Below are 21,548 nucleotides of genomic sequence, written 5' to 3'. Positions count from 1 at the left end.
CCCATTGGTTCCGTGCTTTTTATATTTCTACCTGCAGACTTTCATATAAAGCAGTGATTTCCCCTTGAATAATGGGGTAGCGTTTCAGGGTCGGAACACTTGAAAGCTTTGGCGCTCGCTTTTGCTCTGCTGCTACGGCTAGCTGAGCAAACGTTTCTTGAAGCTCTCGCTTTTCCGTTTCTGACAGCTCATATCCTTCATACGACGCAAGAAGCATATAACCTAACTGCTGCGTAGCGACAACTGCCGGCCACAGTCCTTCAAGCTTGACGGCCGTTTTAGAATATTCTCCAATCACATTATCATAAAGCGCCCGAAGATTAACTAGTTCCCCTTGAAGCTTATTTCTTTCTTGTTTAATTCTTTCTTCATCTTGTTCAGTGCTTAGCATTTCTAAAAATTGTCCTTCTTTTCGAATGACATCTCCAAGTAAATACGGCAGACGAAGCGAAGAAGCTCGTTTAAAAACTAATACCGTACCGACCACTCCAATAACAGAACCAATAACAATATCAATCACCCGAGCGGACGTAAAATAGCTAATCGCTTTGTCCGGATGACCGCTTTCAGCAATTAAAAGAGCATTCGGTGTGATAAAAAGCGTACCGAGCGCGTAGTTTTTAACAATCACAATTTCAATCGTTGACTGAAGCACAAAGACAATGAGCGCAATGACAATTCCCGTTGGTTCAAGCATGAGAATCCCGGTTCCAATTAAAATACCTAAAATGGTTCCGACAGAGCGTTGAATACCTCGCTGAACCGTTGCACGAACGGTTGCCCCAAGCATCACTCCTGCACACGTGAGAGGAACCCAGTAAGACCTTGGAATGTCTGTCGTGTAGGCAACAGCTGCGGCGATAATCATAATAATTCCGTAGCGCAAAGCGTTTTTAAGTACATACGAACGTTTGTGAAAAGCAGCTTTTAACCGTGCTTTTACGCTGCCTTGTGAAAATTGAATATACTCCGTTTCTTTTAATTCCTTCATTTGAAGAACGTCGTTTACATCTAGTAATAATGTGCGCAGCTCTTCTTTGATGGACAGCTCTTCAATTTCTTCTCGCACGTCTCGAATTTTTTTATGTTTTTTTAACGTGGCCATTTCGGATGCGAACGTTTCAATTACCGCTTGTGCTTTTTTCGAAACAGCCGGATTAAAATCATTCGCAGCGGCCATCACAAAAATAAACAGCCCTTCAGCTTTTTGGTTTAATAAAAACAGCCGGTGAGAAAACGATGATTTTTTTCGATTAATTTTCGCTTGCTTCATCGCTGTTTCCGCTGCCCGAAGCTCTACAACCGTTTTGTGCTGCTCAGCGTGAAACGATTCCGTGCCAAGTGATCCAACAAATGAAGCTAGCTGCCTATAAGCTTTCGCCACAGCGGCCGTTTCAGGCCCTCGCGGATTAATAAGCCAGCCGCTCATGCTAATACACCAAGATAGTGCTCCTCCTAAAAAAACGAGGCCTGCATGCAAAAAAACTGCCTGTAAATTCGGAGCTGGAATGCTTGTACTCACTGCAAATGAAAGGACAAAAAACATCGCGGAAGGTCCCGGAATTTTTAAAGCTCCGAAGATATAAACCGATACGGCTCCAATCACACCAAATAAAATAGTTTTCATCCACTCCACGTCAGCAAATAAAGAGCCGAGTGTAAAGCACAGCGTAACGCCAAGCAAAGCTAAAAATAACTTAACGGCACGCTGCGCGTAAGGTTCATCTTTTGTATACAAATATGTAAAGCCGCCAATACTTGCAATGAGTCCGTACTGCAAATGACCAAACAAAATGCCTATTAAAATCGGCAAACTTGAAGACAAGCCCGAGCTGATTCCTCTTACCCACGGAGAAGAAGCGTGGTTAAAGCGAAAAGCAGCTTTGATTCCCGGCGCTTTTGGAGAAGCTTCAATTTTATGATGAATTTCCGTATGATTATATGTTGGTGACTTTTTGTCATCATTCACCTTGCCCTCCTCCTTTCTCTTCATATATCTTTCCTGTTCTTAAAACGAGATAAACCTAAAAAACCGCTGTTCCTATCCGTATTGTGTTTAGGAACAGCGCTTTTTATCCTTTTAAGCAGCGTACAGAAAAAACAAAAAGCAGATGAAACGAATGTCTCATCTGCTTTTTACTAACAGCTCTACTGCTTCTTTTACTAAGTTTTCGGTATTCTCGCCTTTTTCAATGCTTTCTCTTACGCATTGTTCAAGGTTTGTGCTGACAATAACACCCATCGTGCGATCAATTGCGCTTCTGGCTGCTGAGAGCTGTGTCACGATGTCGCGGCAGTCTTTTCCTTGTTCCATCATATTCAAGACGCCTTTTAACTGACCTTCAATTCGTTTCAAGCGATTTTTAACTTGCTTATCATATTCCATCATACTACTACCTCCGCTCATGCATGATTGCGTTTCTTGCTTTTAAGCTATACGCAAGAAGTAAATGTATACACAACTTTATACCTATTAGGGTATGATGTCAAGTAAAGGAAATTGACTCTTTTTTTCACCTAGGACTCACCCACATGCAAATAGACACTTCACACTCCATTTAATCTGAATCGTAAGTAGATAAACATCAGAAAGTATAACTCTCAGAATATTATGGGGGCTTTTTACATCTTACAGATAAGACAAAATGATCATTTTTACATAATTGTTAATACTTGTTTACACCGTATTTATTGTCCTGTAATCTAAACTTAGCAATCTGAGAGTATAGTTAAGCTGTAAAAACGACTACACTGGAGGTTTGAGATGAGTACATACGGGAAAAAATTAATGGCAAGTCTATTCATTATCATTGCATGCGTTTTAGGGTTTATAGGACATGCGGCGTTTTTAGCTCCTGAAAAAACGGAAGCCGAAGCAAACTATGATGCAACGCTTTATTTTCCACTGGACCGATATCCTGAAACCGGCGATCATATTCGCGACGCAATTACTGCTGGTCACTCTTCCGTTTGCACAATTGATCGCGATGGTGCTGAAGCAAACCGAGAAGAATCGCTGAAAGGATACCCAACAAAAACAGGATATGACCGTGATGAATGGCCAATGGCTATGTGCGAAGAAGGCGGAGCAGGAGCTGATATTCGCTATATTTCACCTTCTGATAACCGCGGAGCCGGCTCATGGGTTGGAAATCAGTTAGAACAGTACCCAGATGGTACACGCGTACAATTTATCGTGCAATAATAGCTGAACAAGCTTTACTTTGAAGAGGTGAAATCATGAAAACAAAATGGAAAGAACAAGAGCTAACAATGTCATATCATCAGTTTACGCTGTTTCAAAAAGGACAGCCAAAGCCCCATCACGACTGGAGTGATGAAGATATTCAAAAAGGATATGTCGCAGACGATAAAGCTATTTCATTTGAAGCCGTGTCGAACACAAAAGCCATTGTCGAAGTGTGGGTAAACGAAACTCCAGACGCATCAAAGGCTGAAAAGACCACTCGCCTTCCTTTTCACGTCGAAAGCGATGGGATTGAAATCAAAAGCGTCCTATCTGAAGCCTTAAGCTATGATATTCCAAAAGGATATTATTACGTTACATGCCTGACCATTCCTCTTCAAGAAAAAACAAACTCAGGCCTTTACTTAGTGAAGTATTTGCTGCATTTTGAAAGTCAATAAAAAAAGACGACCTACTGTAGACAGTTCAGGTAATATACAATACTAATAACTCATAAAAAGCTCAGAGCGATATATAGCTCTGAGCTTTTTGGTGCAAGATACTAAAATATCCATCCGTTAAAGACCATGCCTAAATTAATAATAAAATGAAAAACTACGGCTGGGTATATGCTTTTCGTCTTTAAAACGACAAATGCATAGAAAAGTCCACCAAAAGAAAAAAGTAAACTTGTTACCACAGGAATTCCTATTGATATGTGCAAGAGACCAAATCCAATACTCGTAATAAAAACAGCGTAAAAAGTTGATAGATTACTTTTTAATTGAGATAACATGATCCCTCTCCAAAGCACCTCTTCTAAAATAGCGTTTATGATTGAGAATACTATACCGTATATGACGAATGATTTTGTATAGCTTATATCTTCAGCGAATAGTAAAGGTACAAAAATTGTAGCCGAACCAATTAGACCAAACAGTAAAAAATACGTTAGCTTAATTGAATGATGTGGCATCACTATACGTTTCTGCCAGTCTGGTAATGATGCAAAAAGAAATACCTTTTGCTTGGACAATAAAATTGAAAGCAATAGTCCACCTATGATAAACAAAAGTAAAACTCTGTTTACAATGATTTTCATCTCTTTAGATAGATCCCATTCAATGAAATAATTGCTTCCTACTTGAAACATACATGTCCCTACTAAAAAGAATAGAAACAGAGAAACCGTTGAACGATATTTAAAGGTTAAAGCATAGATAAAAAGCAAGCCTATGATAGGCAACAGTCCCGCAGCAAATAACTTATAAGAAAAAAGAATAATACCCGAGAAAAATAAACTTATTATAAAGATGAGTAATACATTTATTCGTAAATATTGGATATAAAAATCCTCCTTTCACTGTCTTTCTAATTCGTTTTATAGTAGTGGAAACTTAATCAAACAATTTTTATTTTGGCAATGAACAGGAGCTGAATCCATATAAATAAAAAATCGAGGGGAAAACCTTTGCGATTTCACCCTCGATTTTCCGTACTACTACTTCTCCACTTTCTCAGATACTCAAGCCACTGGCCGTTCTCTTTTTATTGTGCTTGGTATTCATAAGTTTCTTTATTTGATATAAACGGGCTGATTTCACCAAGTGAGAACAAGTGCAGCTCATGCATCGCTCTTGTACATGCTGTATAAAATAAATTTCTCTCATATTCATCCTGATAACATTCACTCGAGGCATTGTAAATGATGACTGCATCAAACTCAATTCCTTTTGCTAAGTAGGCTGGCAGGACAAGCATGCCTTTTTCAAATGAACTTGTTTCTTTTGTCAGCAGCCTTGCAGACATCGAATCAGGCAGTGCTTTGAATGCTTCTCGGCTTTCTTCAGCAGTTTTGGCAATCACAGCAATTGTTTTATAGTTTTGCTGCTTCAATTCATTAATTTTGTGTATAATTGCCTCATGCAGATCTTTGACGTTACCTGCAGCCGTCACGGTCGGCTTCGCTCCGTCTCGATTAAACGGATCGATTAAATGGCCGTTTGCCACCATATCCCTTGAAAACTCGACAATTTGACGCGTTGATCGATAGCTTCTTGTAAGAGTCAGCGTTTCTGCTTCTTTCTCTTCGTACAGTTCGCTTGAAAGAATGGTCGGTGCGTTCAAGGCGTGCGCATAAATCGCTTGATTCAAGTCTCCAAGCAGCGTCATTCTAGCATGCGGAAACAGCTCTTTTAAAAACGCTAGCTGAAACGGTGAATAATCTTGTGCTTCATCAATAAACAAATAGCGAATGACAGGATTGGCTTTTCGCCCTTCAATTTGATCTTTTATATACAAGTAAGGCGTTACATCTTCATAAGACAGCCTCATGTTCATAACTCTTTCCACCGTGTTTTTAGCTGTTTCGTCCCATCCTTCTACATGTGAAAAAAGGTGATGTCTTTCAAACAGCTGCATATAGATACGGCGAATATCGATAAATTTAAGCTGTTTGATGGCCTGCTTAATAAATTTCATTTTCTTAGCTACAACGGCTTTGGCTAAATACGCTTGTTCCCGGTCAAAGTCATCAAATGAGCTTTCCGTATAGCCTTCCTTTTTCTGCAGATGCTGATAGGCCTCGACATAATCTTCTTTTTCTAAAAGCTGAATTTCTTCTTGAACCCAATCTTTTTTACGTTCAAGTTTTTCAAGCTGGTTGATGAGCTTAAGCGCCCACTCGGCTACGAGCTGCATTCTGTTAGGAATGGAAATTCCCTTATCAAGCGAATAGAAATAAGATAACAAACGCCGAGCAGATAACACGATTTCGCCGCGAAACTTAATATTTTTAAAAATGATGTCTTTAGTAGACAGCTCTTCGATATACGCATCTACCTGCTTTTTAAATTCACGGCTTGCTTTGTAGCGGATTTCCTGCATTTTTTGTTTTTTTGCCGCAGCATCTTTTTCCGTTAGTAAATATTCAATTTGAACGAACAAATCCTCCACGTCAAACTCGTTTCCTAACCGTCCGTCGGCATATTGCTGAAACGTTGTTTGTTTCATATTGTCTTCTCCAAGCTCCGGAAGAACAGTTGAGACGTAGCTGTTAAAAAGCGGATTTGGCGAAAACAGCATCATGTTTTCTGCAGTCAGCTGCTTTCGATGATGATAGAGAAGATAAGCCACCCGCTGAAGAGCTGCAGACGTTTTACCGCTCCCTGCTACTCCTTGGACGATCAGCACTTTATTTTTTTCATTTCGAATAATTTGGTTTTGTTCTTTTTGAATGGTCGCTACAATACTTTTCATTTGACTGCTTGCGTTATGTCCGAGCACTTCTTGAAGCAGCTCGTCTCGAATGGTAATTCCTGTATCAAACATGCTTTTAATTACGCTATTTTCGATAATAAACTGACGCTTTAGCTTCATCTCGCCTTTTATCGCTTCACCTGGCGTTTCGTACTGCGCTTTTCCCGGTGAATAATCATAATAAAGACTCGAAATAGGCGCACGCCAATCATAAATTAAAAACTCTTCATCTTTTTGATCCATTAAAGAGCCTACGCCCACATAAATAGCTTCCGCTTCTTTTTCACCATTCTCTATAAAATCAAAACGTCCAAAATAAGGGGATTGCGTTAGCTTTTTTAATGTTTTTAATTGATCATACGCTTGTCTATGGGTAATTTCACGTTCAGCTAAAAGTTCTGCCTGCTGCTTAATGCTCGTAAATGTCTCAATCACGTCATCCGGCTCATCCATATTAACCGTGACATCGTCCCAAAACGTGCTTCGCAAATCGACAATTTCGCCTTTTACGCTTCCTACGCTTTTGCCTATTTTTTCAGCTTTTTGGCTGATTTCTTCGACTACCCAATCAACTCGCTGCTGTTCTTCTGTTAAATTTTTATCTTTCACTTATCCACACCCCTTACACACGTTACCCGATAACAAAACTTGTTACCGGGTAAAAGCGATCATTGTTTATTTTTTCAGAGTCTACATACTTCCCTACTGAGTTCGTAAATCCCTGCTATGTAACCATATTATGTCTTAATTTCCACCGTTAGTATACTGAAAAATAATGAGCTCCAAAACAAAAAGGGCTGAGAAAGTCTCAAGCCCCTTATCTTTATAAGTTGTTTCTCTACTTATTAGCTATTACTGTTTCCAAAAAGTTAGCAGATGAATGATGGCTGACACCACTTCTACCCCTTGAAACGCCAGTAAACCTGCTGCTGCCGCTGTAAACAATCCGACTACCGCTTCTTTAAAAATGAATGGCATTGATACCAGCTCCTTTGCTTATTTAAAATAAGTAGATTTGTTATCATTCTACTCCTTTTTTCAGAATTTTCAATACCTTTTTATCAACAAAATAAAATAAAAACGCTTTCACTTTATAAAAATAAAGTGAAAGCGTTTTTTAAGCTTCCTTTTCTAATGCGTTCAGCGCAAGCGAATAGTCCAACCCTTTTCCTTTTTGCACAATATGCTGCACTTTACCCATGTTGCATGCTTCTTGCGCACTAACGGTCATGCCGTTTGTTAACTTCAGCTGCACAGGTTCTTCTGCAATTCGTACGTCGCATGCTAAAGCTAGCTCATACCCTCCGCCAAACGTAAAGTTTGTAAGAAGCGCAATCGTTTGTTTGGAGCTGCATGAAATGCGCTGAAAAATCGCTCGAGCTGTTACTGCATGAATCGGCTGATAAAGCCTTCCTGTTTCTTCACGTAGGAAAGAAGTTGTTCTATGATCGCCGTTCATTTTATAGTACTCTCCCATAAATACAATAGATCCAACCGACGCATCGTGCTGCAGCTCATTCATCGTTTCTTGCAGCTCATACATAACTTCACTGTTCAAACGATTAAGCATCGACTGATTCATTCGTACAACCGCCACGTGATTTCTTTTTTCTACTTTGATAAATCTTTTCATCGTTCCTCCGCCCTTTCCCCTGTCGTTCTTTATAAATAAAGCGCTTTCAAAATATTTCGCTTTTTAATAGAAAAGTTATTTTCATAGTTTCATCATACAACAAACTCATAATTATTTCCATTACTTTTTTAATTTTCCGTCAATAATTCCATGAATCATTTCCATGTTTTTATCAAATAAGACGTGCTATAGTATAAACAGCACAAATGCAGCTGAACTCACGGATAAAAGGAGTAATCACTATGAAATACGACTTAACAAAATGGGAGCCTCACGGCTATTCTTGCCCTGTGGAAGCAGCCGTTGATGTAGTCGGAGGCAAATGGAAAAGCGTCATTTTATATCAATTATCGAAGGAACGCCGGCGCTTTAATGAACTGCGCAGACTCATTCCAGGCGTGACGCAGCGAATGCTCACGCTGCAGCTTCGCGAACTTGAGCGCGACGGAATTATCCACCGCGAAGTCTACAAACAAGTTCCGCCTAAAGTAGAATATTATTTAACGCCTTTTGGAGAAACTCTCATTCCTATTATCGAGCTGATGTTTAAATGGGGATATGATCATACGGATAAAATTGCTGAAGCGAGAATTCAGGCAGAGAAAGAGTAAAAAGCACGCAAAGCGTGCTTTTTTTATACATGTTTACGAATCAATAATTCTTCTAACCCGTATACAAACGTGCTTTCAATCGGCTTTAACTCAAATGCCGGGCTCCAGTCCATATGCGGATAGCGGTCAATCAGCTCAGCCAGCATAATCTTTGCTTCGATTCGAGCAAGCGGTGCTCCTAAGCAAAAATGAATCCCTCTTCCAAATGCCATATGCATATTTGGCTTTCGGTCGATTTTAAATACATCCGGGTCTTCAAAGTACTGCGCGTCTCGGTGCGCGGATCCCATCCATGGAATAACGTGTTCGCCCGCTTTTAGTTTTTGACCTGCAAGAGTCACATCTTTTTTTACGATTCGGTGAAGAGCCTGAACGGGTGAACGATAGCGAAGAACTTCTTCGATCGCAGAAGGCAAAAGCTCTTTCTCACGTTTGAGGTGTTCAAAAGAAGCCTTATCTTCCATTAAACAATAAATTGTATTTGAAATTAAGTTCGTAGTTGTTTCGTTTCCTGCAATCAGCAGCAAAATGGAAAACCCGACGATTTCTTCATCCGTTAGCTGCTTCCCTTCTTCTTTTGCCTGAAGAAGTACGGAAATAATATCATCTCCTGGCTGCGTGCGCTTTTCTTCAATGATTCGATAAAAGTAAGTTTCTAACTCATCGTTTGCTTTCATTTTCTCTTGCTGCAATTTTTCGAGCGTTTCACGTTCATTATTCGATGGACCCGCTACGATAATATCCGACCAGTCTTTAAACTGGCGCTGATCTTCTATCGGGACGCCTAAAATATCGGCAATTACCATAACCGGAAGCGGATAGGAAAGATGCTCGACTATATCAATATCTTCAAGATGCTCAACTTCTTGTAATAATTCAGCGGTAATGCGCGCAATTTTAGGCTCCCATGCTTTCATTGCTTTAGGCGTAAAAGCTTTATTAACAAGCGCTCTCATTTCAGCATGCTTAGGCGGATCAATATTAATTAGGCTCGTTCCTAGAGCAGTTTGTCTTTGGTTTTGTGGAGGTCTTCGATCAGAAGAAAAAATATTTTTTTGTTCCAGCACTTCTTTGACCCCGTCATAGTGAAAAACATCCCATACCTGCCTTTCTTCATCCCATTGCACAGGCGCGCTGTTTCTCATCTCTTCATACCATGAAAAAGGATTAAAGCGCTCTTCTTTTGTTTGAATCGTATTCACTTGACGGACGATTCCGTTTTCTCTTTCGGTTTTCATGTTAAAACCTCCCCGTATCGTTCAAATAGAATGACTGTATAGTCATCTATGACCAAATAGTACCATATATACGAATTTTCTTAAAAAGGATAGCTGTATATTTTAGTAAAAATGAATCGATAGAAGGATATATTTTACAAAAAAGGGTAGGCGCATAGCGCCTACCTTTTAAGAATAATGTTCTTCTGGTTTTTGTAATCGGTTGTCTAACGCGTACGCGCCGCTTCCTGCTAGAATCATATGAAGCGAAACGACAAAAAGGGCAACCTCAAGCTCATAGCCACCTGTAAAACCAGCACCGCTTTTCGCTGTAAAAATAGCGCCAATCATCACAATCGCAAACAGAACACCTATTAAACGCGTTTGAAACCCAAGAATCATAGCGGCTCCCCCTACGAATTCAATAACCGCAACCGCATAAGCGAAAAACGCAGGAATGCCCATGCTGTGGAAAAAACCGACCGTATTATCAATACCGCTTTGGAATTTGCCAAGACCATGAATAAAAAACGTTAGCCCTAACATAAGACGAAGTAAAAACGTTCCAAGCTGATAGCTTTTCATTTCTTTTCCTCCTTTTTTACTTTTGTCTGCACATGTAACAATTTTAGTTACAACTGTGAACAAATTCAAGGGGTTAGAACAGAAAAACAAGATATCAGCAAATTTTCTTATCTCATTTTAAACGTTTTTTTTTGAGAATAAGGCATTACTCCCTGCTCAGTCACGCTGAAGATAAGAGAGAAAAGCAAAAATATGATCGTGAACAATGAGTTCTGCTGTAGGAGAATGGTTCTTCAATGATAGGTGTTCAGAATATCGAAACCGATTGAATTTATTTACGTCAACATGATGAACGGCCTGCACATGAAAATTTTCTATTATTGCTTTTACTTGAGCAAAAGGCGGCATCACAAGAGATTCAGCTCCAATTTTTTGCAGGCACTCTCTGCTTATGGCATGAGGAACAGCTGTCATCGAGCTCATTAATAAATCTTTTCTTCCTACTGTCTCATTTAACACGTACTTCCACCCCTGCACAACATGCGTGAGCTTGGCTTCATCTTCACATACGTTTAAAGCTACATCAACACCGCTCGCTACCGCTGAAGCAAATGGATACAAATCTTGAGCTGAAAGAACAAAATCCCCGTCTATAAAGAGAAGAATATCTCCCGTTGCTGCAAGGGCCCCCGCAGCTCTTCCGCAATCATGCCCTAACCGCTCATCGTAGACGAGGGTTTTAACACCCTGTTCTTTGGCATACGCCTCGGACTGATCAGTAGAACCATTAATCACGACAATAATTTCTAATGGCTCGAGTTTTCTTGCTTCTGCAATCACTTGTTTGATTGTTCCTTCTTCGTTGCAAACCGGAACAATAACAGAAAGCTGTTTGCCTCCATAAAAAGAAGATAATTTCCCCCAGCCGTGCTCCACAACTGGAAGAGGCTGTGCGAGCATATCCACTCGCCTTTTACGATTTGACGCAAGCGTATAGTATGCTTGAAGAAGCTGCTGGTAGGATTGAATTCGTTCTCTGCTACGCAGCGGGCGATCAAACGGACGAAAGCTTCCCTTTCCCTGCGTTTCAATCGTAATATGCGAGCTTACACGATACTGTGTTAAGAACGTCACAAATAAAGAAAGAGGCGGCAACTCCCAGTGGTTCTTTAATACGCTTACTAGCACACCGTAAGGCGCTTTTAAACAAGCGTTGGCACGATGAGGCTTTCCAAGTGCATGATGCAAAACCGTACTCCACGTAAGCTCGCTGCGGTTAAAAGTATTCATCTTTGTTTTTTCCCACTTGTTTAGCACCACATCGCTATGCCCAAATAACAGCGCCTGCACAAAACGCTCAATCTCAGAAGACGAAAGGATAATGTCTCCGTCTACAAATAAGACGGCATCTCCTTTAGCAGCCTTTGCCCCTTCCATTCTCGCTTCATGTGGAGACATACGCTTTTCTATTACTTTTACCGTGCACCCTTCTTCTTTCGCTATTTTAACTGAAGCATCGGTACAGCCGTTTGCAACTATGATAATCTCAAGCACGTTCACTTTTTTAATTTGTTTAAGCACGCTTTTTAGCGTTTCTTCTTCATTGTAAACGGGCAGCACGACAGAAAGAGTTTTCATTGATATCACCCCTAAAAAAAGAACCACTGAACAATTCAGCGGCTTCATTTGTTTAAAATACCTCTTGTATCGACAACTTTTTTTGCGTATTTTACAATCGACCAATCGATTTGACTGTGATCGGTTAACACAAGTACAACATCGCTTTTTTTAACTTCTTCTTTTGTCAGCGGGACAGAGAAATACGTTTGCTTATTTAATATAGCGGAGTCAATGTAAGGGTCATGATACGTCAGCTCATATCCTTTGGCTAAAAGACCTTCACATACCGTCAGCGCCGGCGATTCACGCATATCATTTACGTCTTTTTTATACGCGATGCCTACAACAAACACGCGTTTCTCATTTGCTGCGAGCTGCTTTTCAACACGTCTAATTACTTTATTTGGCATTTCTTCATTAATATGATGAGCAGCTTCAATAAGTTCGCTCGTTAACCCATTTTGCTTTAGTTTCCATAAAAAATAAAGCGGATCAACGGGTATGCAGTGCCCTCCAATTCCGGGTCCTGGATAATACGGTGTGAACCCAAACGGCTTAGTAGATGCCGCCTGTAATACCTCATGAAAATCAATCCCTAATTCCTCGCACAATTCATTTGTTTCATTCACCAACGAAATATTAACAAGGCGCTGAATGTTTTCAAACAGCTTGCACATTTCCGCTACTTTTGGAGAAGAAACAGGCACCACCTGCTGAAAAATACTTTCATAAAACGTCTGCACGTGATAAAGGCAGTCTTTGCTGTAGCCGCTAATCACTTTTGGAATATGCTCAATATCGTATGATTTGTTTGCCGGATCAACTCGTTCTGGAGAATAAGCTAGATAAAAATCTTTACCTGCCTGTAAGTTGGAATCTTTCAAAATAGGCAAAACGACTTCTTCAAGCGTGCCTGGGTAAGTAGAGCTTTCATAAATAACGGTTTGCCCTTTTACCATATGTTCTTTCAAAAATTTAGATGCGCTAATGACTGGTCCTAGATCGGGGTTATGATTTTCTGTAATAGGAGTTGGCACGGTCACAACTACATAATCGCATGCTTGAAATGCAGAGATACCTTTTTGTAATTCATATGCTTGAAAATTTTTCTGGGTTTGAATCACATCATTACGTACATCTGGAATATAGCTTTTCCCTTGTTTTAGCGCGTCAATTTTTCGTGCGTCAATATCAAGACCAACGACGCTATAGTTTTTCTTTGCAAATAAAAGAGCAAGCGGCAATCCAACATAGCCAAGACCAATAACAGCAACTTTTTTATTCATTCTTCAACACCTCAAACAAGATATCATGTCTTCGTATGTCCGGAAGAAACTCGCCTCTTTCACTTGTTTGGCTAATATAGTATGCAAGGGCCTCAACATAATCTCCTAGAATGCGCTGCGTTGATGCCGCCAAACCTTTGACTTTCATGTGCTCCTTTCGAATCCGGTTCGTTCGCGCCACATCAACAAAATGAACGGGCTGAACCATAAAGCCGTACATAATACTTTTTAATTGAAATAAAGGTGGAATAATAAGAGATTCGTAGCCAACTTTCTCCATTACATCCCGTTTAATTGCATGCGGAATCGCCGTCGTTGTATTGATTGTCAAATCGGGACGTTTGCAAATGATATTAAGAAAATATTTCGCCGCACTTACAGAGTGAATAGGATGCACTTCATCCAGCAGACACTCTAAATTATTAAGCGCTACATCAATTCCTTGATCAGCTGCTTCTAGATACGGACGTAAATTTTCTGCAGAAATGACGATATCCCCATCTACGAACAAGCAAACTTCACCGCTGCTGTACATGGCACCGATTGCTCGAGGTACATTATGTCCAAGCCGCTGCTTGTAATGAAGAACAGTAGCACCCGCTTCAATTGCTCGCTTAACCGTCACTTCATCGGCTCCGTTAGCAACCACGATGATTTCTTCCACTCCTGCTTTTTTCACTTCTTGGATCACGCTTGCAATCGTTTCTTTTTCTTCACCTACTGGAATAACGGCACTGTACTTAACGCCTGCTTTCCGCTTCACGCTTGGTGTATAAGCGGAAACAACTTCTCGGTTTCGATTGCCGTCTGTTAATCCGCCTCTTATTCCTTTTTCTTCAATAAGATGAGCTAACGCTTTAATGTGATCTCCAATGATATAGTTAGTGGAAATAGGAAAAGGGGAATTGGTAGGAATGGTTTTATGAGTGTTTCGAATCTTGTTTGTATAAATAACGTCTGAAGAACACGGTGCAACAATTGACATTCCTTTTAAAAGAGCAATCGTATGAGCGAGGGGCGGATGAGCTAAATTCTCGTATCCGATTTTAGCTGCTGATGTTTTTTTGATGGCATGAGGAATAGCTGTTAAGGCTTGAACAGATAAATCTTCACGCTGTAAGCACAAGTTCAGCATATATTTTGCAACAGAAACAGGATGAGGACGCACCTTTCGTTTCATAATCCATGTTAGATTATTTAAAGCGATATCATGACCGGTTTCTATAGCTTGAGTATATTTCATCAGCTCCTCATGAGGAACCGCTATATCTCCGTCCAAAAAAAGCAAAATATCTCCTTTTGCTTTTTTAGCCCCAATGGCTCTTCCAATATTAATACCAAGAGCTTCTTCATAATAAACAACGCGGCAGCCTACATCCTCGGCTATTTCCTTTGTTGTATCACTGGATCCATTTACGACGACAATAATCTCAAACGGCTTCATTTTTTGAACTTCTTTAATGACAGGTAACAAAGAATCGGCCTCGTTACAGGCTGGAATAATCACTGATACTTTCAAACTCACTCAACTCCGCTAAAAATTCGAACATACGTAATGGATACTAGTGGAATGGTTACATCCGTTGGCTCACCATATGAGCTTGATGTACGTACAACAGCCGATGCGTCCGTAACAGCAAGCAGTGTTCCATTAATAACGTCAATAGCTGTGATGATTTGCACAAATGAACCCACATTTTCTCTTAATGCATCTTGAAACATACTTTTCTCTCCTTTCGTTTAAGCACTTTGAATGGTGACGATGCTTGTAAATGGCAGTAATACCGTTGATGTGGAAGACTCTATCAATTCTAAATAGTTATCCCCAACAAACGTCACGACGCCCTCAAGCGGACCAGCCGTTGTTTCAATTACAACTTCTTGTCCGATATACTGATTGGCAATTTCTTTAAAAGGTGATTCTTGAGCTTCTTTAATAATACTGATCACATATTCTTTAAACGTGTCGGAATAAACAACGTCTTCTACTGCTTTTTTTGTGTTTTCCTGAATAAATTCAGCAAATCGATTTGAAAACAACAGGTGTTTTATCTTTTCTACATAGCGACGGTAACAACAAAAAAACATAAAGTTTGTTCCTCCTTTTTATACTGTTATCCCTTCAAATTACCTACAACAATTGACTTAACTTAAGAGATTACTTTATCAATATATACAAGCTCTGTCGTAAAGGTGACAGAACTTTTGTCGTATTTTCATACAAATACGCACATGACTAGCCCATTTTACACAGGATCCTTGTTACCTAGTCCTGTTGAAACGAAAACAAAAAAAGACAAAGCCTTTAAGCTTTGCCTTGTTTATTTATTAAATTATGAATCAGTTGACTGCAATACGCTTTGCTCCTATATAGCGCTCTTTCCAATAGCTTGAATTTTTATCGCTAATTGTAACGCCTTTAGAAGACGATGCGTTAATAAACTGTCCGTCTCCAAGATAAATGCCTGCATGAGAAGGACCTTCTTTGTACGTTTCAAAGAAAACAAGATCTCCTACCTGCGGTTCACTTACATTTTCACCTGCTTTATAGATATCTTCAACCGTTCTTGGAATATCAACGCCTACGCTTTCTTTATATACATACTGAAGATATCCGCTGCAGTCAAATCCCGAAGGTGTAGTGCCGCCCCATTTGTACGGGGTGCCCATTAAGGATTTTGCTTTGCTGATTACTTTATCCGTATTCACTTCTGATTCGCCTTCTACAACGCCGCCTTTACCTAATGCATTGTATGTATTCTCTCCAACAATTCCATCTGCTTCTAGGTTATGTTTCTCTTGAAAAGCCATAACCGCTTTTTTTGTTTCATAATTAAAATAACGCGATACTTCGCCTTTTAAAAATCCTTTATCTTTTAACACCGTTTTAACTTGTTCAACATCATCATTTGTCATCCCTTGTTTTAAAACCGTGTCGCCAAACGCAGCATGTCCCATTGCCGGACTTGCAAATAAAGCTCCTCCTACAAGAAGCGCCGATAGCATTTTTTTCATTTCGTTTCCTCCCCGAATCATGTTTTAAGCACCGTACAACCATACCATCTGCGGATAACAATTCAATTAATAGAAGATAACAATTTGATAACAATCTTTTTAAACAGCCTCAACTCTTGGACGTAAAACGCCGAAATATAAGAAGAAGAGAAAAACAACTATTCTAGCAAATAAAGGTGATAAACATGAATTGGTTTAAACGAAACAACGTGCACCCCGAAGCCGCGGCTGTCGAATCCATCACTGTAAAGCTTCATGTATCGGACCCGATGATAAAAAAGCAGATTAACATGATTTCCTTAACGGCAGAGGATCTCGAACGCATTGCCAGATTTCAAGTTCACGCGCTGAACGCCATCGAAGAAATCGTGAATGATTTTTATAAAGCTATTGGCGAACAGGCTCATTTGGTTGCGATTATCGAAAAGCACAGCAGCGTCCATGCATTAAAACAAACGTTAAAACAGCACATCTTAGAAATGTTTGATGGACAAATAGACGACGCTTTTGTGGTAAAACGTCAAAAAATTTCCAAGATGCACGTTAAAATTGGACTTGAGCCAAACTGGTATTTGTGCGCATTTCAAAATTTATTTACGTCGCTTCTTTCAGTATGTGAACGTACGATGGAATCGAAAGAAGATTGTCTTGCTTTTATTGCAAGTATGACAAAGCTTATTAGTCTAGAACAGCAAATTGTGTTAAAAGCCTATGAGCTTGAATATGACGAGCAGCGCGCTGGACTTCAGACTCAAAAAGAGAAAATTCAGCTAGAAATCTCTCGTACATCATCTATCCTTTCTTCGTTATCTGAAGAAACGAAGAAATTTATGAATCAAATGCACAATCAGTCTTCTGACGTCGTTTCTTATGCAAACAAAAGCTCCCAATTGGCAGAAGTCATTGAGAAAGAATCCGTTACGAGTCAAGCAAAATTAAAAGAAGAACAAAACATGCTGGAAAGCATACAAAAAAATACGTCGCTCATTCAAAACAAAATGAAAACGCTCGAACATACATCACAGCAAATTCATCAAATCGTTTCGATTGTTACTTCTATTGCGGAGCAAACGAATTTATTGGCATTAAACGCTTCAATTGAGTCTGCTCGAGCAGGTGAGCATGGAAAAGGATTTGCAGTGGTAGCACAGGAAGTACGGAAGCTTGCAGAAGAAACGAAGAAATCGATTTCTAATATTTCTACTTTTATCGGAGACATTCAAAAACAAATCGAAAGCGTTTCGGCGTTAGGTGGAGAAGTCGCTACATTAACAAAAGATACGGCTGACAATATGAACAACATTACTTCTTTTTTCACGAACGTCCTTAGCATAACAACCGAGAACAAACAGCAAACCGTTCTAACAAAAAAAGAGCTTGATAAAATCGCTAACGCAATGAAGCAGCTATCTCTGCGGATTGAGAAGATGGCCCATTCCTCAGAAGAACTTGAACGGTTAACTGAAAAAAGTTGATATGCAAAAAAGCCTTCTCAGCTTGCACAAGAAGGCTTTTTTATTTTTTCAAGCTAGCGGGCTCTTGAGAAGAACGTTCGATGAACTGGACAAAATCATCTCCGTATATGCTTCGAATCAGAGCCGTCAGCTCAACAAAGTCAGGCAGCTCTCCATAAACATCTCGCAGCGGCATCGCTCCTTGAAACAAAGGATTTTCAAGAGGGTTATAATCCTCGATCGTTTTTAAAAACATCTTTTTTCCTTCTTCTGTGAGCTGCACGTATGTATTCCGCTTATCTTTCTCATTTTTAGAAAGGGTAAGATAGCCCCGCAGGTGCAATTTTTTTGCAAAGTTAAAAGCTGTGGATAAATGCATGACGCCTAGCTTTGAAATGTCGGTCATCGACGCAATTTCCAGCTGATAAGCAATCCCTAAAATGTGATGCTCATTAATGCTCAGATCGTACGGCTTAACCCACTGTTCCCAATCCTTTTCAGTAGACTTCCAAAGAGCTTTGCTTACTTGCATCACAAGCTGATTAAACAGCATGGCATCTTTAATCGTATCTTGATTTAACGTGCGTTTCACCTCTTCACTTCCTCTCTAGAAATGCAACCGTTCACATCATTTGTCCCTAAGACTTTATAAATAAAAAGAATGAAAATATATACAGAATATTATACATGATTGCTTATATATTTCAACTTATTTTGCATAAAAATAAATTTAAACGTTTCTTTATGTAAAAACCAGGCGTGAACGTTCAGTGTTCACGCCTGGTTTTTAATGAATATACCTTTTACCAACTAGAAGGTTTGAAATAACGTCCGTTGGAATTTCAAACTCAATGTTTCCCATATATCCTGGAGCGACTTTGTATTTATCAAATACAATTCTAAGCTTGTGATCTTTTGTAATGTAGAAGCTTTGATTTTCAGCAATCTCTTTAAAAGGATCCATATCTTCTTCAGTCAGCCAATAGATTTTGCCTTCTTCATGCTTCATTTGATCTTTCATTTGCTGTTTAATATTTTCACTAATGACCTTTATATAGCTTTTATCTTTGAACAAACTTGGAAGCGTAACGAGCACTTCGTGTTTTTTATCAATCGTGTCGTACTGATTAACGCTCGACGTTGAAGCTCTCGATTCTTCCACATATCGATGAACCACAAGCAAATCATCGGTATCCGTCATAATATCATAGCCGCTGCTGACAGCCACGTTTCCTTTCTCTTCTTTTCGTAATGTTTTCATCTCTTTTTTAAACTGTTCATACAGCTGTTCATTTTCTTTTATATACTTTTCATTTAAGCTTGTTTGAAGACCTTTGTTTTCCAAGCCTGAAATCGATGGTGTTTTCACGTCAATACGAGAATGCTTTTCTTCTTGTTTCAGTTCCTCAAATGTAATTACTTCTACTACTTTTCCCAGTACAGGAATTTTTGCCATTGCATTTGCCGCATCTGGACTTACATTCACCGTTGTGATAAAAATCATCGCTGCTGCCGCAATCGAGCTCGGCCAAATATAGAATTTCTTTTTACGAGGGTGTGAAGAAAGTGCCTGTGCAACAACACCATCTAATTCGTCTGGAATAGGAATGTCATGATACTGCTTCTTTAACTTTTCTATTTTTTCATTCATTGTTCTAAGTCCTCCTCCGTCATCGTAATCCGCAACAGGTTCAACGCTCTGTATAGCCTTGTCTTTACTGTATTTACATTTTCCTCAATGATTTCCGCAATTTCGTCCATTTTTAAATCTTCGAAAAACCGCAGAATAATAATGGTCTTATATTTAATCGGCAGCTGATCCATTGCTTGCTTTAAATCAATATCTTCATACTGATCTTCACGTCCGCTGCTCAGATACTCAAGCTCTTCATCGCCCATAAGCGTTAAACGTTTATGCTTACGCAGGAAATCGATTGCTGTTCGTACAACAATTTTATAAAGCCAGCTGTTAATCGATTGAATATCTTTGATACTGTCTATTGAAATGAGTGCTTTTTTAATCGATTCTTGCACAATATCAAGCGCATCTTCTTGATTTTTTACATAGCTAAAAGCAAGCCGGTAAAAATCTGCTTTATGCTCGGTTATGCATGCTACGAGCATCTGATGTGCATCGTGTTTTTTCATTGTCTTTCATACCCCTTCTATTTTCTCTTGCTGAAGTACATCTATAAGGTAGACGGAATGAGTAGAAAAATAGTTTGGTTTTTTTTAAAAAAAAGTAAAACTAAATGATGGTCTCATGCGTCTATTAGGTAGATATATACAAAAAGGGGAATATTACTACATGAAAACCATGGGCTACAAACGTATTTTGACACTGCTTGGATGCTGTATTTTGTTTCTTGGTACAGCAGGGTATATCGTCAAAGCAAACAGTACAGAGAAAAAAACGGCAAGTATTCAAACAGATCAAACCTATCCAGACGTTGAAATTCAAACGCTAGTTAAGGACCTTACCGACGGAGGCTATGCCATTAGCTACCCTTCCTTTGGTAAAAAAGAAATTGATCAATCCATTCAAGCTTACGTAACAGATCAAGTGGCACACTATGAAAAAAAGCTGAAGAAGCAGTCAAAAAAGAAAAAATCTGAATTAACGATTACATATAAAATCGTCCATTACAGCAAGCAAACGCTAAGCGTTGTCTTTGATGAATATGAATCTATAAATGGAGAGAAAGGAACGTCTTCTCTCAAAACCTTTACATTTGACTTGCCTGCTCAAAAACAAATGACGTTAAAGGATTTATTTAACGAGAATGCAAACTATTTAGATCGCCTTTCGGCTATTTCATATGCTGAATTAAAAAAACAAATGAAAAAAGCTGATTTTGACCCGGGCCTTCAAAAAGGAACTCAGGCAGCCAATCAAAATTTCAGTCAGTTTGCGCTGCTTGAAAACAGTATTGTGATCTACTTTAAGCCTTATCAGCTAGGTGCTGAACAAACGAAAACCAAAACAATCGCTATCCAAAAAGATTTATTTAAAGACATGCTGAGTGATGCTTACAAAGACGAAGCAGCAAATAAAAATAAAGTCAAAGAAACGCCTCCAAAACATATCGTTAACGAAATGCCGCAGCAAGGAGCGCCTATTGATCCAACTAAAAAAGTCGTTGCGATGACCTTTGATGATGGACCTAACCCTGCATCTACCAATGTGATTTTAGATGGATTAAAAGAAGTGAACGGACACGCTACCTTTTTTGTGTTAGGAAGCCGCGTTCAATATTATCCTGAAACAATCGAACGTATGGTGAAGGAAGGCAACGAAGTCGGAAATCACTCTTGGGACCACCCTCAGCTCACACGTTTAAATGAAGCGCAGGTCAAACACCAAATAGGCGATACCCAAGCGCTTATTAAACAAGTGAGCGGCTATGAACCACTGCATGTACGTCCTCCTTATGGAGCTGTGAATGCAAATGTAAGACGTTATGTCGGAAATGTTGGCGTGACTCTATGGGATATCGATCCTGAAGACTGGAAATATCGAAACGTTCCTCACTCCGTTCAAGCAGTTATGAGCCAAGTCGGAGACGGAAAAGTTATTTTAATGCATGATATTTATCAAACAAGTGCCGAAGCAGCGGTTGAAATTATGAAGCAGCTTCACGCACAAGGATATCAGCTTGTTACGATTTCACAGCTAGAACAAGTAAAAAAAGAGCGGGAACAGCTGCACTTGCAGTAGAGGATCGCAGACGAATGCGCTGCA

Annotated in this window: 22 protein-coding genes; 5 read left to right on the top strand and 17 right to left on the bottom strand. The window is 39.5% G+C overall.

The genetic code is table 11. The features are described 5' to 3' along the window. Positions 1 to 19: 19 nt before the first annotated feature. Together ACRPLY_RS08810 and ACRPLY_RS08805 are read right to left on the bottom strand one after the other, a co-directional pair. Positions 20 to 1,969, bottom strand: a complete 1,950-nt coding sequence (locus ACRPLY_RS08810; protein ID WP_432231740.1) for an FUSC family protein — start codon at positions 1,967 to 1,969, stop codon at positions 20 to 22. A gap of 156 nt (positions 1,970 to 2,125) precedes the next feature. Continuing rightward, positions 2,126 to 2,386, bottom strand: a complete 261-nt coding sequence (locus ACRPLY_RS08805; protein ID WP_013058561.1) for a metal-sensitive transcriptional regulator — start codon at positions 2,384 to 2,386, stop codon at positions 2,126 to 2,128. 378 nt (positions 2,387 to 2,764) lie between these two features. On the opposite strand from ACRPLY_RS08805, the gene ACRPLY_RS08800 reads away from it, so the two are divergent. Both ACRPLY_RS08800 and comJ read left to right on the top strand, forming a co-directional pair. Beyond that, positions 2,765 to 3,205, top strand: a complete 441-nt coding sequence (locus ACRPLY_RS08800; RefSeq protein WP_028414988.1) for a NucA/NucB deoxyribonuclease domain-containing protein — start codon at positions 2,765 to 2,767, stop codon at positions 3,203 to 3,205. A gap of 35 nt (positions 3,206 to 3,240) precedes the next feature. Next, on the top strand, positions 3,241 to 3,648 hold the full coding sequence (comJ, locus tag ACRPLY_RS08795; RefSeq protein WP_224980481.1) for a competence protein ComJ: 408 nt from the start codon (positions 3,241 to 3,243) through the stop codon (positions 3,646 to 3,648). Between the two features lie 101 nt (positions 3,649 to 3,749). Here the strand turns inward: comJ and ACRPLY_RS08790 are convergent, their stop codons facing one another. The 4 genes from ACRPLY_RS08790 to ACRPLY_RS08775 form a co-directional block, all read right to left on the bottom strand. Beyond that, positions 3,750 to 4,340, bottom strand: a complete 591-nt coding sequence (locus tag ACRPLY_RS08790) for a CPBP family intramembrane glutamic endopeptidase (protein WP_028414990.1) — start codon at positions 4,338 to 4,340, stop codon at positions 3,750 to 3,752. A 395-nt stretch (positions 4,341 to 4,735) separates the two neighbouring features. Beyond that, positions 4,736 to 7,054, bottom strand: coding sequence for an RNA polymerase recycling motor HelD (helD, locus tag ACRPLY_RS08785; RefSeq protein WP_049166018.1), 2,319 nt, complete (start codon positions 7,052 to 7,054; stop codon positions 4,736 to 4,738). Positions 7,055 to 7,297: 243 nt separating this feature from the next. After that, positions 7,298 to 7,423 (bottom strand): hypothetical protein, encoded by a 126-nt coding sequence (locus tag ACRPLY_RS08780; protein ID WP_016765178.1) that lies wholly within the window; start codon positions 7,421 to 7,423, stop codon positions 7,298 to 7,300. Positions 7,424 to 7,562: 139 nt separating this feature from the next. Continuing rightward, positions 7,563 to 8,078: an enoyl-CoA hydratase/isomerase family protein gene (locus ACRPLY_RS08775; RefSeq protein WP_033579937.1), complete on the bottom strand. Its 516-nt coding sequence runs from the start codon at positions 8,076 to 8,078 to the stop codon at positions 7,563 to 7,565. Between the two features lie 242 nt (positions 8,079 to 8,320). On the opposite strand from ACRPLY_RS08775, the gene ACRPLY_RS08770 reads away from it, so the two are divergent. Continuing rightward, a complete protein-coding gene (locus tag ACRPLY_RS08770; RefSeq protein WP_013084552.1) occupies positions 8,321 to 8,689 on the top strand; it encodes a winged helix-turn-helix transcriptional regulator in 369 nt (122 codons plus the stop codon). Between the two features lie 23 nt (positions 8,690 to 8,712). On the opposite strand, the gene ACRPLY_RS08765 is transcribed toward ACRPLY_RS08770, so the two are convergent. The 8 genes from ACRPLY_RS08765 to ACRPLY_RS08730 form a co-directional block, all read right to left on the bottom strand. Beyond that, complete coding sequence (locus ACRPLY_RS08765) at positions 8,713 to 9,927, bottom strand: cytochrome P450 (RefSeq protein WP_165636153.1); 1,215 nt, start codon at positions 9,925 to 9,927, stop codon at positions 8,713 to 8,715. A gap of 168 nt (positions 9,928 to 10,095) precedes the next feature. After that, positions 10,096 to 10,491, bottom strand: coding sequence for a DoxX family protein (locus ACRPLY_RS08760; RefSeq protein WP_013058570.1), 396 nt, complete (start codon positions 10,489 to 10,491; stop codon positions 10,096 to 10,098). A gap of 156 nt (positions 10,492 to 10,647) precedes the next feature. Continuing rightward, entirely contained in the window at positions 10,648 to 12,069 is a 1,422-nt protein-coding gene (locus tag ACRPLY_RS08755) for a glycosyltransferase (protein WP_165636152.1), read from the bottom strand. Positions 12,070 to 12,113: 44 nt separating this feature from the next. Beyond that, a complete protein-coding gene (locus tag ACRPLY_RS08750; protein ID WP_432231739.1) occupies positions 12,114 to 13,337 on the bottom strand; it encodes a nucleotide sugar dehydrogenase in 1,224 nt (407 codons plus the stop codon). Then, positions 13,330 to 14,856, bottom strand: coding sequence for a glycosyltransferase family 2 protein (locus ACRPLY_RS08745; RefSeq protein ID WP_337050888.1), 1,527 nt, complete (start codon positions 14,854 to 14,856; stop codon positions 13,330 to 13,332). The genes ACRPLY_RS08750 and ACRPLY_RS08745 overlap by 8 nt, the downstream gene beginning before the upstream one ends. Positions 14,857 to 14,858: 2 nt before the next feature. Beyond that, the gene (locus ACRPLY_RS08740; RefSeq protein WP_337050545.1) at positions 14,859 to 15,059 is read right to left on the bottom strand and encodes a hypothetical protein; all 201 of its coding nucleotides are present in this window, start codon (positions 15,057 to 15,059) and stop codon (positions 14,859 to 14,861) included. An 18-nt stretch (positions 15,060 to 15,077) separates the two neighbouring features. Continuing rightward, positions 15,078 to 15,425: a DUF2642 domain-containing protein gene (locus tag ACRPLY_RS08735; RefSeq protein WP_274862864.1), complete on the bottom strand. Its 348-nt coding sequence runs from the start codon at positions 15,423 to 15,425 to the stop codon at positions 15,078 to 15,080. A 252-nt stretch (positions 15,426 to 15,677) separates the two neighbouring features. Beyond that, the gene (locus tag ACRPLY_RS08730; protein WP_033579928.1) at positions 15,678 to 16,352 is read right to left on the bottom strand and encodes an NlpC/P60 family protein; all 675 of its coding nucleotides are present in this window, start codon (positions 16,350 to 16,352) and stop codon (positions 15,678 to 15,680) included. A gap of 185 nt (positions 16,353 to 16,537) precedes the next feature. Here ACRPLY_RS08730 and ACRPLY_RS08725 point away from each other — a divergent pair, with 185 nt between their 5' ends. Continuing rightward, a complete protein-coding gene (locus ACRPLY_RS08725) occupies positions 16,538 to 17,827 on the top strand; it encodes a protoglobin domain-containing protein (RefSeq protein ID WP_432231738.1) in 1,290 nt (429 codons plus the stop codon). Positions 17,828 to 17,867: 40 nt separating this feature from the next. On the opposite strand, the gene ACRPLY_RS08720 is transcribed toward ACRPLY_RS08725, so the two are convergent. From ACRPLY_RS08720 to ACRPLY_RS08710, 3 genes are all read right to left on the bottom strand, one after another. Beyond that, positions 17,868 to 18,398, bottom strand: coding sequence for an HTH-type transcriptional regulator Hpr (locus ACRPLY_RS08720; RefSeq protein ID WP_028415001.1), 531 nt, complete (start codon positions 18,396 to 18,398; stop codon positions 17,868 to 17,870). A 195-nt stretch (positions 18,399 to 18,593) separates the two neighbouring features. Continuing rightward, positions 18,594 to 19,457, bottom strand: a complete 864-nt coding sequence (locus ACRPLY_RS08715) for an RsiV family protein (RefSeq protein WP_034270511.1) — start codon at positions 19,455 to 19,457, stop codon at positions 18,594 to 18,596. Then, positions 19,454 to 19,954, bottom strand: a complete 501-nt coding sequence (locus tag ACRPLY_RS08710; RefSeq protein WP_028415003.1) for an RNA polymerase sigma factor — start codon at positions 19,952 to 19,954, stop codon at positions 19,454 to 19,456. Before ACRPLY_RS08710 ends, ACRPLY_RS08715 begins: the two co-directional genes overlap by 4 nt. A gap of 160 nt (positions 19,955 to 20,114) precedes the next feature. Between ACRPLY_RS08710 and ACRPLY_RS08705 the strand changes: the two genes are divergently transcribed. Further along, complete coding sequence (locus tag ACRPLY_RS08705) at positions 20,115 to 21,524, top strand: polysaccharide deacetylase family protein (protein ID WP_432231737.1); 1,410 nt, start codon at positions 20,115 to 20,117, stop codon at positions 21,522 to 21,524. Positions 21,525 to 21,548 lie beyond the last annotated feature (24 nt).

It is taken from the genome of Priestia sp. TGN 0903 (assembly GCF_050846855.1).
In the GTDB taxonomy this organism is placed as follows: Bacteria; Bacillota; Bacilli; order Bacillales; family Bacillaceae_H; genus Priestia; species Priestia zanthoxyli.
The sequence above is the reverse complement of the archived record's forward strand: the minus strand, read 5'-3'. Positions and strand labels throughout refer to the sequence as shown.